Genomic DNA, 12,783 nt, shown 5'->3' with positions numbered 1-12,783 from the left:
AATGAAGCCAATCGATTCTGAAGGATTTATTACAGATCATTTTTTATTGAACTCTAAGGCGGCTGAGGTTTTATATCACAAGTACGCTAAAGATATGCCGATTATCGATTACCATAATCACTTATCGGCAAAGCAAATTGCAGAAGACCAACCTATAGGAAATCTTACCGATGCTTGGTTGCAAGGCGACCATTACAAATGGCGTGGTATGCGAGCAAATGGTATAGATGAGCATTTTATTACAGGATCAGCTTCAAAAGCCAATAAATTTAAAAAATGGGCAGAAACGGTGCCTTATACGTTAAGAAATCCGTTGTTTCATTGGACGCATCTAGAGTTAAAACGCTATTTCAATATCGATTTGGTGTTGCAACCTAGTACCGCTGAAACTGTGTATGAGCAAGCAAATAGAATTTTAGAAGATAAAACACCGGCACAACTTTTAGAACAAATGAATGTAGAGGTAGTCTGTACAACAGACGATCCTACAGACGATTTAGCATATCATAAACAAATTGCTAAATCAGATTTCTTTACCAAAGTATATCCGACCTTTAGAGCCGATGAGCTATTTTTTATTGCAGAAGATAAATTTTCTGGATATTTAAAAAAATTAGAAACAGCTTCTAAAACCGCAATTACTACGTTTTCAGAATTTATTACTGCAATAGACACTAGGTTGACATATTTTAATGAAAACGGTTGCAGATTATCAGATTTTGGTGTTGGTGAAGCGTTAACTATTGAAGCATGTACTTTAGAAGAAGCATCAAGTATTTTTCAAAAACGCTTACAATCGGAAGCACTTTCTAAGTTAGAAATTAATAAATACAGATCGTTTTTATTCATTTATTTAGCGAAACAATATCATAAGTTAGATTGGGCACAACAATATCATTTAGGGCCCATTCGTAACAATAATAGTCGTTTAGTAGAGCAAGTAGGCTTAGATGCAGGTTGCGATTCTATAGGCGATTTCCCGATGTCGGAATTCATGTCGAAGTTGTTTAATACATTAAATACAACCGATCAATTAGCTAAAACGATAACCTATAATTTAAATCCGTCGCAAAACGAAGTGTTTGCCACCATGATGGGAAATTTCCAAACAGGTGGTACTCCAGGTAAAATGCAATGGGGTTCTGGTTGGTGGTTTTTAGATCAAAAAGATGGGATGGAAAAGCAGTTAAATACCCTTTCTAACATGGGACTCTTAAGTCGTTTTGTTGGGATGTTAACCGATAGTAGAAGCTTCTTGTCGTTTCCAAGACACGAATATTTCAGACGTATTTTATGCGATGTATTAGCAGACGATTTAAATAAAGGATTGGTGCCAAACGATATTGAATTTTTAGGTGCTATGGTACAAGATATTTGTTACCATAATGCTGTAAACTATTTTAATTTCAAAAAATAATATGAAATTAAAATTATTAGTATGCATGCTAGGCGTGATTTGTTTACAATCGTGTAGGCAAGAAAGTGAGGTAAAAACCTTCTTTATATCGCATAATGCGCAGCAATCTCATCCCGTGCACCAAGGCATCGTTAAGCTTCAGGAAGTATTAGAAGAAAAATCTAAAGGGAAGTTGGTTGTTAAAATTTTTCCAGATGCCCAATTGGGATCAGAACGAGAAGTTTTAGAATTACTTCAAATAGGCTGTCGCCATTGCTAAAGTAAGTGCGGCGACTTTATCTAATTTTGTGCCCGAATATAATGTTTTGGCTGTGCCGTTTATCTTTAGAGATAAGGCTCATAAGTTTAAAGTGTTGGAAGGTGCTGCTATATAAAGGAGCTTAAAACATTCAGTTAATATGTAACCCCTAATAGATTTAATTATAAATCTGTTAGGGGTTTTTTATATTGGAGTGTACTTAATTGGAGATTAAACTGCACGTTCCTGAAGAATTAATGGAGCGTTTTTAACCTCATCGATATCGTATTTACGTTGCTGTGAATTCTACATTATTGTTAATTATCTTAAAAAAAACGAGTCATGTACGTGATATTTAGGTTTATAAAGGTCGAAATTTGACTTTTTTTGTAAAAAATATCTGTTTTATTTTTCTTGAAAAAAGAGACTCTTTTTAGACTTAAAATGAGGAGTAAATTTACCCTAAAATGTGACAAAATTATTGGCTCTAAATCTTCTCGAAAACGTTTGATTTATTAGGGTTCTCGGTATTTATTGAGGTTTTAGAGGTGCTGTGAGTTTTTAGTACTGTGTATTATGGTAATTATTACGCTGTTTAATTATCGATTCAATTATTTTTTTTAATAATTTTTATTATTTCGACAATTTTTCGTGCATTTAACATTTTAATAACATATATTAGCACTGTCAAACTGGTAAACCAGTGTAAATAGCCAGTTTGGTAAACCAAAATTTAATAATTTATTTATTAACCAAAACAAATTACAAATGAAATTAAGAACTAAACTAATTTTAATGTTGGGATTGATTTTCAATCTATCATTATTTGCACAGGACGGATATCAGTTATCCGGTACTGTAACTGATTCTGGAAACATGCCCGTCCCAGGCGTTAACGTTGTCGTTGAGGGTACTACTACAGGAGCCGCTACCGACTTTGATGGGAATTTTGAATTATCTGTAAAATCCGGTGATATTTTACAATTTTCTTATTTAGGATATGTTACACAATCTGTTAAAATTACTAATCAAACAAATCTTAACGTAGTATTGCAAGAAGATGCAAGCGAACTTGACGAAGTTGTTGTTGTTGGGTATGGTACTCGTAAAAAGAGTGATATCACAGGGTCTGTATCTTCAGTTAAAACAGACGAGTTAACAGCATACCCAACGTCTAATGCAGAACAAGCACTTCAAGGACGTGCAGCAGGTGTTGTTGTACAGTCTAATAACGGAGGTGAACCAGGAGCTCCTATTGCTATTAAAGTTAGGGGTAATTCTTCTATCGGAGCTAGTAGTGATCCTCTTATAGTAGTAGATGGTTTTGTTGGGGCTTCTATGCCACAAGCAGACGATATCGCTTCTATGGAAGTTTTAAAGGATGCATCTGCAACAGCTATCTACGGATCTAGAGGATCTGGAGGGGTTATTTTAGTAACTACTAAAAAAGGTAAATCTGGTAGATTAAATGTAGAAGTTAATACAACATATTCTATTCAGAACACATCTAATCGATTAGACTTATTAGATGCAGATCAATTTGCTCAATACCAACAATCTTTCAACCCTGGATATGTTCAAGGTACTGAAAACACAGATTGGCAAGATGAAATTTACACAACTGGTAATATCTCTAACAGTCAGGCTTCATTTTCTGGTGGTAGTGAAAAAATCAACTTTTACTCTTCTGTAAACTACTTTACTCAAGATGGTATTATTGTTAACTCTGGATTCGAAAAATTCACATTCTTATCTAACGTAGATGCAAAAATTACTGATAAGTTAACTTTAGGAATGAACCTTTTTGGAAACAGAAGTACAAAAGATGGTATCTCTACACAATCTTCAGGGGAAGATGCTATTGCTAGTGTAAATGGAGGTGGAGACGACGTTGTGTCGCTTGCAATGAGATTTACGCCAGATAGAGGGATATACGATGCTAACGGTAACTTTACACAAAACTCTGTAGGAGATGGTATTGAAAACCCATGGGCAGTTGCTAATAAAATTGTAAACGAAACGAAGTCTGATGCTTTTAGATCTAACTTATATGCAAGTTACGATATCTTAGAAAATTTAAATTTTAAATCTACTTTTGGTTTTAGTACAACAAACGAAAATGTAGGGTACTTTAAACCTCAAACATTCCAATTATCTACTGGAGGAGCAAGTATTGCAACTTTAAAAAGAACAAATATTTTAAGTGAAAACTACTTATCTTATAATCTTGAAATTGGAAAAGGACAATTATCTGCATTAGCAGGTTATTCTTACCAAAAAGTAACTAACGAAAGATTCTCTGCAAGTACGCAAGATTTATTATCAGACGATTTCCTTTGGTATAATTTAGGTGCAGGTACGATTCAAAATAGAAAAATTACATCTTCATGGTCCGAGTCTGAAATTCAATCACAATTTGGTAGATTAAACTACGACTGGGATGATAAGTATTTAGTTACAGCTACAGTAAGACGTGATGGAGCTTCTAACTTTGCTGAAAATAATAAATATGCAATATTCCCTTCTGGAGCTTTAGGTTGGAAAATCTCTAACGAAAACTTCTTAAAAGATAGTAACTCAATTTCTAGTCTTAAATTAAGAGCGAGTTATGGTTTAACTGGTAACCAAGCAATTTCTCCTTATCAGTCATTATCTTTATTAGCAATTACTGAAGGAACAGAAGTAGATGCGGCACCTTCATTTTCAGTGTCTCAAGAAGCTAACCCAGATTTAGTATGGGAAACATCTTACCAAACAAACATTGGTTTAGATTTAGGTATGTATAACAATAGAATTAATTTCTCTTTCGACTACTATAATATAGATACTAAAGATCTATTATTAGAAGTATCAACTATTCCTTCTTACACAGGAGCAACTAACTTAAGAGTATTCCAAAATGTTGGGGAAATTAACAACAGAGGTTTTGAAGTTGTGTTAAGTACAAGAAACATAGTTACAGACGACTTTACTTGGAGCACAGATTTTAACTGGTCTACTAACAAGACAGAAGTGATAAGCTTATTTAACGGTGCAGATATTATTGATGGAGCAGCTCCTGGATACTTTTCAGGTAAAGACACGTACATCTTAAGAGAAGGTGAGCCTGTTGGAATGTTCTGGGGACATGAATACACTGGAGTTTATCAAGGAGGAGATGTGCCAGAAGGTTCTGCTTTAAAAGGTTCTTACCAAGCAGCAGGAGATCCATTATTCCAAGATATTAATGGAGATGGTATTATCGATACTAATGATGAGCAAATTATTGGAGATCCTAATCCAGATTGGAACTTCGGATTTACAAACACATTTAGATATAAAAACATAGATTTAAATATCTTCTTCCAAGGGTCTTACGGAGGAGAAATCTTAAACCTTACAAATGTTCAATTATATAATGGAGATTCTAATGCACTTACAGATGTGTTAAATGCATGGACACCAGAAAATACTTCATCTAACTTACCTTCTAACAAAACAAGAGATAGAGAAATTTCTTCTCGTTTCGTTGAAGACGGAAGTTATGTAAGATTAAAAAACTTATCTATCGGGTATACTTTCCCACAAGATATAGTTGAAAAAATCGGGATGGATAACTTAAGATTAGCTGTTAGTGGGCAAAACTTATTAACTTTTACTAAGTACTCTGGTTTAGATCCAGAAGCAAGTTACTTTGGAGGTAGTACAACTGCTACAACTAATGCAGTTCAAGGTCATGACTTTGGTAACTATCCAACAATTAGATCTTTTAGTTTAAGTCTTAATTTAAAATTTTAAAAAAAACAAATATGAAAACATATAAGTTTATAGTAGTCTTATTAGGGCTATCAATATTAGGATGTTCCGATTTAGAGGAGAATCCAATTACAGAATTGCAACCTGATGAATTTTTAGCTAATCCAACGTTATCTCAGGTAGAAGGATTTGTTTCTGGAGCTTACACACATATGCATCATAGAAACTTTTTATCAAGAGAAATGGCTCAGGCACTTGAATTTAGAAGTGATATGACCGCTATTGGCAGAACAGGGAATGCAGAAAGAACAGATATGGATAACTTCACCGTATCTTCTAACAACGCTTTAATTATGGGTAACAATGGTTTCTGGCCAAAAGTGTACCAAATTATTCGTTCTGCAAATGATGGAATTAGATATGGTGCTGGTCTTTCAGAAGTAGATGATAATACGAAAAACGAAGTTATTGCTAGAGCACGTTTTGCTAGAGGATTTGCTTACTACCACTTAGTAAGATTATTTGGAGATATTCCTTATATCGACGAGAATACAGCTACAATAGACGCTGTAACTGCTCCTAGAACGCCTGCAGCCGATGTTTATGAAAGCATCATTGCAGATTTCGAATACGCTAAAGAATGGTTACCAAATACACAACCTACAAGAGCTTTACCTGCTAAATCTGCAGCGGGTGCGTATTTAGCATCAGTGCATTTAACATTAGAGAATTGGCAATTAGCTTACGACGAAGCTAAAGATGTTATCAATAATGAAGGAACTTATAACTTAGGGTTAGAACCAGATTTCCAAGATTTATACGATGCTGTTAAAATAGACAATTCTTTAGAGCCAATATTTGTATTAGATTTTACAGGTATTACAAATGGTGACCAAGGTAGAAATTACCAAGAACCAATGACGGGTAGTAGATCAGATTCGCAATACTTACCAGAAATCTCTGAAGCAGGTTGGTCTGTTCAGGTTCCTGCACTTAAAGTATATACAACTTGGGATGAGAATGATTACAGAAGAGCAGTTTCTTTTGATGATACTATGGTTCTTAATGCAAACCCTGATGGAACAGGAGGAACTCGTATTCCGTATACAAACTACGTAGAATCAGGTGCATCTTTAAGTGTTAACCGTCCGCATATTGCAAAATATACACGTATGGCAAGTAAAGCACCAGTATCTGAAACAAATGGTAGAGGGGCACAATCAAACTACTGTTTAATGCGTTATGCCGAAGTTATTTTAATCGCTGCAGAAGCGGCTAACGAACTTGGACAAACTACTGAAGCAGAAGATTTATTAAACAGAGTTAGAGAAAGAGCAAGAAGAGGTGGAGTAACAAATGGTTTTGTTGCTAGTGCATCTCCTGCAGATGTTTCTGGAACGTCTAAAGACGAATTTAGATTTATCGTTTTAGAAGAACGTAGATTAGAACTTGCTTTTGAATTCAAGAGATGGTACGATATTACAAGAAGAGAAATGTGGAATGCACCTTACGATGTATTCGGACCTAACGGTTTAGAGTCTGAAGTTTCTACAGAATCTGGAGTTGGACCTGGACCTAAGTCTTTCGACGCTAGTCGTGATGCTTTATTACCAATCCCTTTTGATGAGATTATAATAAATCCAAACTTAGTTCAGAATCCTGGATACTAATTATATCAACGATATTAGACATAGAATTTAAACATTAGATATAATTTAAATTAGTTTTATTAAATACTGGTCTAAGGTTTTAGGCCAGTATTTTTTTTAGAGTTAAACCTTGTAAAATTATAGTTCTAACGGTTTATTTTACTTCTATTTATTTTTTTATCAAACGAACTAATCTAAAAACCATGATTAAATATTTAATTAGTCAGACTCATTATAATGAAATATGAAACAGCCAAAATAAAAGATAACACAGAAATTCAAAATATTATTATATCCCAAATTAAAGATTTTATCAACTTAAAAAATCTAGAATTAGGAGATAAATTACCTTCACAACGTGTATTATCAGAGAAATTTAATGTTAGTAGACGGCATGTTGGTGAGGCTATAGAAAAATTAGAATTCTACGGAGTTCTAAAATCAGTACCACAATCTGGAACATTTGTAGAAAATATTGGTATAACGGCCTTAAATGGTATTATTGAAGATATTATTGCATTAGATAAACAAGATTTTAAATCTTTAGTAGAAACGCGCTTAATGTTGGAAACTAAAACAGCATGTTTAGCTACCATTCGAAGAACCGAAGAAGATTTAGAGAATATAGAAACAGCGCTTAATAATTATAAAGTTAAAGTTTTAAATCGCGAAGATGCTTTAGAAGAAGATTTACTATTTCATTTAGCTATTGCAAAAGCTAGCGGTAATAGTACAATTAATGCTTTAATGCTTCAAATAACACCTAAAATTATTTCTGTTTTAGAAGATACGCGCGTTTGTGGTGCAGACGAGCGTCTTAAAGAATTGCAGAATCACGAAGCAATTTATCACGCCATTAAAATTCAAGACACCGAACTCGCGGTAAAAGTCATGAAAGTGCATTTTGAAATGCTGATTGCATTCTGTGATAATTTTGAAAAATAATAACAAAGGGAAACTTAATTTTATACGGTTTCCCTTTTTTTATGTTGCACTCTTCTAAACCCTCAATAAATCCCTTATTTTATGATGCCTTTAGCATATTCTATAGTCTCTTTTTGTGATTTATTTCCTAAATTTGAGAGGTTCATTATGACTTCTTTTTGCTAAAAAAATATTCAAAAGATCGCGTAATTCTTGCCTCAAATAGTCCGAGTATTAGGACGTTTTAAATTTGGGTTTTATACGGTTGACGTTTAGTGATATAGAGAATTATAATTGTTCCAAACAAACATTCTAAAATTAAAAATAACCAAATTATATGTCAACAGAAAAAGTATCCCTCTTAGGTAGGTTTCAAAAAGGATTAAAAAATTTCGGCCCTGCCTTTTTTATAATAGGTTATGTTGTAGGTACGGGAAGTGTAACCTCTATGGTTGTTTCCGGAGCGAATTACGGATTAAGTCTGTCTTGGGCCTTACTGCTTTCTTGTTTTTTTACCTATTTTTTACTTGTTTCAATTAGTAAATTAACCATTGTCTCTGGAAATACATTAATGTATAATTTTAAAGAGGCCTTTGGGAAACCTGTAACTATTTTTATAATTACCGCCTTGTTGGTCTCTATTGTATCCTCCGTTATTGGAGTTATGGGCGTAGTGGCAGAAGTCGCCATGGAATGGATTTCGGTAAGAACTTCGATTTCATTTCTTAATGCGCCAATAGTCGCTATTTTCTTTACATGCCTTTTGGTTGCTTTGTTTTGGACAGGGAAGCATGAGAATTTTATTAAAGCCATGAGTGCGATGGTAGGTTTTATGGCTCTTTCTTTTATAGCAACGAGTATTATGGTGGTTAAAGAAACGGGAACCAATTTAGGTGATTTTTTTCCAGAATTACCGCAAGGTGATAATTCTGGACTTGTAATTGCTGGAATTGTTGGAACCACAATGGCAGGTGTGTGTTTGGCGTCTCGAAGCATTTTGGTGCAAGAGCAAAAGTGGGGAATTGAGCATTTAAAAACAGAAAATAGAGATGCAATGTCGTCTATGGTTTTAACATTTTTAATTAGTTTGGCCATAATGATTAGTGCTACAGGAACCTTATACTTTCAAGGTATTAAAGTTGTAGATGCTACAGATATGATGAGTGCTTTAGGACCATGGGCTGGAGATTTTGCCTTAACATTATTTACTTTAGGAATAATTGGAGCAGGATTATCGTCAATATTCCCGAACCTTTTATTGTTTCCTTGGTTAATTGCAGATTATACGAATACCGAGCGCGATATGAAAAAACCACTGTTTAAATTTTTAGTGGTGATAGTCGCTTTAACCGGTATTATAGTGCCATTTTTTGGAGGAAAACCCGTTTGGATTTTAATTGCCTCTCAAGCTTTAAGTCCGTTTATTATGCCGTTAATAACATTGTTTTTAATAATCTTATTAAATAGAAAAGACGTCATGAAAACCTATAAAACCAGTCTGTGGATAAATATCGCTTTAGGAGCTACATTGATTTTCAACTTTTATATGTTGTACGTAGCGCTTAATGGCTTTTTAGTTTTTATTAAAACAGGCATTTAATTTGTAAAGAGACAGGTGTAATTTTAGTTTAAAACGCACCTTTTACAGGACAAGCATACGAATAATAAAATCACGAGAACATGAATAAAGATTTAGAAAAATACGCATATATACCTTTAAAACAACTTCAGAATAGAGTTTGGAGAACGTATGAAGGTGGTGCTTTAATTGATAGATGGAAAAAGACATCTCCAGAAGTAGATGGTGCAATGCCAGAAGAATGGATTATGTCTACCGTTACAGCGCGTGGAAATAATAGGCCAGAAGACGAAGGTTTATCGCTTATAGAAACCAAAGATGGAACCATTGCCTTAAAGGAATTAATTAACTCTAATGTAGAGTTATATTTAGGTAAAGCATTAGCAGATAAATTTGGAACGACAGGAGTACTTATTAAAATGTTAGATTCTAAGGAACGTTTAACTGTTCAGGTGCATCCCGATAAAGACTACGCCAGAACTGTTTTTAATTCCGAATTTGGAAAAACAGAATCTTGGTATGTATTAAATACGCGCGAGATCGACGGAGAAAAGCCTGTTGTTTATATGGGCTTTAAAAAACATGTAACCCGAGAAGAATGGCGTTTGCATTTCGAGAATCAAAATATTCAAGGGATGTTAGATTGTCTTCATAAAATTGAGGTAAAACCAGGAGATGCTTTCATGATTTATGGCGGTGTGCCTCATGCTATTGGTAGTGGATGCTTTTTAATGGAAGTTCAGGAGCCGACAGATTATACCATGCGTGTCGAGAAAACAACGCCAAATGGTTTAACCATCGGACCAGAACTTATTCATCAGGGTGTTGGTGAAGAGAAAATGTTAGAATGTTTTCATTACGACAATTATACATTAGATGAAGCGTTAGAGGCTTGGAAAATTACGCCAGAAGTGCTTGACAGTTCCAAGGAGTTTACTTTAAGAACATTATTCAATAAGAAACATACCAATTGTTTTGGTTTGAGCGAATTGTTATTGGATGGCTCGCATACCATTAAAGGTAATTCAACGTTTTATGCAGCAGTAATTTACTCTGGAGAAGGTACAATGCTATGTAATGACAAAGAATACACGTTTAGTCAAGGGGATGAGATTTTTATTTCTGCGGCGATTTCAGAAATTACGTTTGTGTCTAAAGAACCATCAAAAATATTACTTTGCTATCCTCCAAATTAATCAAACATGGGTTTTAAACCGGGTTTATTTGGCTGTATTTTAAATAAAAAGGACACTATTTATCTCATGATAAATAGTGTCCTTTTGTTTGTAAGCACCTTTTTTACAGATTTTTTAAGCTTTACTTTTAAGACAAAGGCAATCTAATAGAGGCTTGAATTTAGGTTTTATCTAAGTATTAATTTCTTAACGACATCTTTACCCAATTCCTCATTAATCATTGTTATTATTTTTTCTTTTCCGTAGCTTAATTCTTCGCGTAAAACGCTAGAGCTTAATTGCACGTATAAGGTATCTCGTTCTAAACTTATTTCTGTGGTGTAGTTGTTAACGCCATTTCCCATAAGAGATGTCCAAGCCTCGCGCACGTTTACTTTGTCCAAACCTTTTTCTAGCTTATTGGTTTCTACAAACTCTTTTAAAACGTCTGATATACTTAGATTTTCGTTGTTTCTTTTTGCCATAATTATAAATTTAAAGGAATATAACGTTTGTAAATATATACGTTTTGATGTTGATTAACGACTTTAAAACGATCGTTATTTAATTCAATTATGGTTTCTTTCCAATCTGAAAATGGGGTGTGATAATGCACTTTTAAACTGTCGTTTTCAGTGATTACTTTTAGCTGTTCCTTCGTGGTTACTGGCGTAAAGGTATTGTCGGCATCGGTTTTCATTTTTTGTCTGTATCCCGATAGGCTGTCATTTAATGCAATAAAATCTACAGTTTCATTTATTTTATAGATATGAGAAGTGCCGTCGGCTAAAATAACCTCTTCAATTTCCCAATAACCGTTTAAATTTGAAAGTTCTATTTCTGGTTTGTTAGCACAGCTCGTAAGTATAATAAGGCTAAAAAATACAATAAGTTGTTTCATAAGATCTTGTTTTATGCTCCAATATTAAAAATTTGGTAGGATTGATGTACTTGTTTTACAGCATTTTCCGTACGGTCTGCATGTGTATCGCTAATAAATAACTGACCAAAATTAGAGTCGTCTACTAATTTAATAATTTGTCCTACGCGTTGTTCGTCTAGTTTATCGAATATATCATCTAATAGTAAAATTGGATTTACGCCACTTTGCGCTTTAATAAAATCGAACTGTGCTAATTTTAAAGCGATTAGAAAGGATTTTTGTTGTCCTTGACTTCCAAATTTTTTAATCGGATGCCCATCAATTTCAAATAACAAATCGTCTTTATGCACTCCGGTTGAGGTGTATTGTACAGCTCTATCTTTCGCTAAATTCTGCTCCAAAAGTTGTTTTAAATCACCATCGAACAAATCACTTTTATAGTTTAATTCTACAGGCTCCTGATTGTTACTAATAACTTTATGACGGGATTTAAAAATAGGGACGAAAACGTCTAAAAACGCTTTTCTTTTTTCAAAAATAAGTGCCCCTAAGTCATTTAATTGTTCATTATAAACGTCTAACGTGTCTTTATTAAACGTGTGGTTTAGTGCAAAATACTTTAATAAGGCGTTGCGCTGTGATACCGTTTTATTATAGTTAATTAGGTCGTTTAAATAATTTTTATCACTCTGTGAGATTACGCTATCTAAAAATTTTCGTCGCGTTTCACTACCTTCAATAATTAAGTCACGGTCTGCAGGCGAAATAATAACCAAGGGTATAAAACCGATATGGTCGCTAAATTTTTCGTAGGCTTTTGCATTGCGTTTAATTACTTTTTTCTGTCCGCTTTTTAAACTCACCACAATTTTTTCAAGCGCATCATGTTTTTCAAAATCACCATGAACCACAAAAAAATCTTCATTATGTCTAATATTTTGCGATGCAACGGGGTTGAAATAACTTTTTCCGAAGGATAAATGATAAATTGCGTCTAAAATGTTCGTTTTTCCTACTCCATTTTGTCCCACAAAGCAATTTATTTTGTCGTCGAATTCAAAAGATTCACTTTCAAAATTTTTGTAATTAATTAGAGATAAGGATTTTAGAATCATAAAAGAGATAATGTGCGTTTATTTGAAATCTGCTATTAGAAGGACTCGCAAATTATTGAAAAATAACA

At 33.8% G+C, this 12,783-nt stretch carries 11 protein-coding genes; 8 read left to right on the top strand and 3 right to left on the bottom strand.

The features are described from left to right. The first annotated feature begins 1 nt into the window (after window position 1). From uxaC to ACKC83_RS16910, 8 genes are all read left to right on the top strand, one after another. Window positions 2-1,417, top strand: a complete 1,416-nt coding sequence (gene uxaC, locus ACKC83_RS16945; RefSeq protein ID WP_434036443.1) for a glucuronate isomerase — start codon at window positions 2-4, stop codon at window positions 1,415-1,417. Window position 1,418: 1 nt separating this feature from the next. Then, window positions 1,419-1,676, top strand: a complete 258-nt coding sequence (locus ACKC83_RS16940) for a hypothetical protein (protein WP_434036442.1) — start codon at window positions 1,419-1,421, stop codon at window positions 1,674-1,676. Between the two features lie 28 nt (window positions 1,677-1,704). Continuing rightward, window positions 1,705-1,791 (top strand): hypothetical protein, encoded by an 87-nt coding sequence (locus ACKC83_RS16935; RefSeq protein WP_434037796.1) that lies wholly within the window; start codon window positions 1,705-1,707, stop codon window positions 1,789-1,791. A gap of 632 nt (window positions 1,792-2,423) precedes the next feature. Beyond that, complete coding sequence (locus tag ACKC83_RS16930; protein WP_414035064.1) at window positions 2,424-5,432, top strand: SusC/RagA family TonB-linked outer membrane protein; 3,009 nt, start codon at window positions 2,424-2,426, stop codon at window positions 5,430-5,432. A gap of 11 nt (window positions 5,433-5,443) precedes the next feature. Next, window positions 5,444-7,060 carry a RagB/SusD family nutrient uptake outer membrane protein gene (locus tag ACKC83_RS16925; RefSeq protein ID WP_434036441.1) on the top strand — a complete coding sequence of 539 codons (1,617 nt, stop codon included), beginning with the start codon at window positions 5,444-5,446 and terminating at the stop codon, window positions 7,058-7,060. A gap of 216 nt (window positions 7,061-7,276) precedes the next feature. After that, window positions 7,277-7,984 (top strand): FadR/GntR family transcriptional regulator, encoded by a 708-nt coding sequence (locus ACKC83_RS16920; RefSeq protein WP_414035062.1) that lies wholly within the window; start codon window positions 7,277-7,279, stop codon window positions 7,982-7,984. Between the two features lie 316 nt (window positions 7,985-8,300). Continuing rightward, entirely contained in the window at window positions 8,301-9,563 is a 1,263-nt protein-coding gene (locus ACKC83_RS16915; protein WP_434036440.1) for an NRAMP family divalent metal transporter, read from the top strand. Between the two features lie 80 nt (window positions 9,564-9,643). Continuing rightward, complete coding sequence (locus tag ACKC83_RS16910) at window positions 9,644-10,738, top strand: type I phosphomannose isomerase catalytic subunit (RefSeq protein WP_434036439.1); 1,095 nt, start codon at window positions 9,644-9,646, stop codon at window positions 10,736-10,738. A 167-nt stretch (window positions 10,739-10,905) separates the two neighbouring features. Here ACKC83_RS16910 and ACKC83_RS16905 read toward each other — a convergent pair whose 3' ends face one another. Genes ACKC83_RS16905 through recF form a run of 3 tightly spaced genes read right to left on the bottom strand, consistent with a single transcriptional unit; the run spans window position 10,906 to window position 12,715 of the window. Next, window positions 10,906-11,202, bottom strand: a complete 297-nt coding sequence (locus ACKC83_RS16905) for a DUF721 domain-containing protein (RefSeq protein ID WP_414035059.1) — start codon at window positions 11,200-11,202, stop codon at window positions 10,906-10,908. Between the two features lie 2 nt (window positions 11,203-11,204). After that, the gene (locus ACKC83_RS16900) at window positions 11,205-11,618 is read right to left on the bottom strand and encodes a lipocalin family protein (protein ID WP_434036438.1); all 414 of its coding nucleotides are present in this window, start codon (window positions 11,616-11,618) and stop codon (window positions 11,205-11,207) included. An 11-nt stretch (window positions 11,619-11,629) separates the two neighbouring features. After that, window positions 11,630-12,715, bottom strand: a complete 1,086-nt coding sequence (gene recF / locus ACKC83_RS16895; protein WP_434036437.1) for a DNA replication/repair protein RecF — start codon at window positions 12,713-12,715, stop codon at window positions 11,630-11,632. Between the last annotated feature and the right edge of the window lie 68 nt (window positions 12,716-12,783).

Source organism: Formosa bonchosmolovskayae, from assembly GCF_051016085.1.
Classification (GTDB): domain Bacteria; phylum Bacteroidota; class Bacteroidia; order Flavobacteriales; family Flavobacteriaceae; genus Formosa.
Note: the sequence above shows the minus strand (reverse complement) of the source record. Positions and strands in the feature narration are given on the sequence as shown.

Bases quoted from the DNA above. Each gene is read 5' to 3' on its own strand.
- ACKC83_RS16905 (WP_414035059.1), bottom strand. From the start codon at position 11,202: ATGGCAAAAAGAAACAACGAAAATCTAAGTATATCAGACGTTTTAAAA.
- ACKC83_RS16925 (WP_434036441.1), top strand. From the start codon at position 5,444: ATGAAAACATATAAGTTTATAGTAGTCTTATTAGGGCTATCAATATTA.
- recF (WP_434036437.1), bottom strand. From the start codon at position 12,715: ATGATTCTAAAATCCTTATCTCTAATTAATTACAAAAATTTTGAAAGT.
- ACKC83_RS16920 (WP_414035062.1), top strand. From the start codon at position 7,277: ATGAAATATGAAACAGCCAAAATAAAAGATAACACAGAAATTCAAAAT.
- uxaC (WP_434036443.1), top strand. From the start codon at position 2: ATGAAGCCAATCGATTCTGAAGGATTTATTACAGATCATTTTTTATTG.
- ACKC83_RS16910 (WP_434036439.1), top strand. From the start codon at position 9,644: ATGAATAAAGATTTAGAAAAATACGCATATATACCTTTAAAACAACTT.
- ACKC83_RS16900 (WP_434036438.1), bottom strand. From the start codon at position 11,618: ATGAAACAACTTATTGTATTTTTTAGCCTTATTATACTTACGAGCTGT.
- ACKC83_RS16940 (WP_434036442.1), top strand. From the start codon at position 1,419: ATGAAATTAAAATTATTAGTATGCATGCTAGGCGTGATTTGTTTACAA.
- ACKC83_RS16930 (WP_414035064.1), top strand. From the start codon at position 2,424: ATGAAATTAAGAACTAAACTAATTTTAATGTTGGGATTGATTTTCAAT.
- ACKC83_RS16915 (WP_434036440.1), top strand. From the start codon at position 8,301: ATGTCAACAGAAAAAGTATCCCTCTTAGGTAGGTTTCAAAAAGGATTA.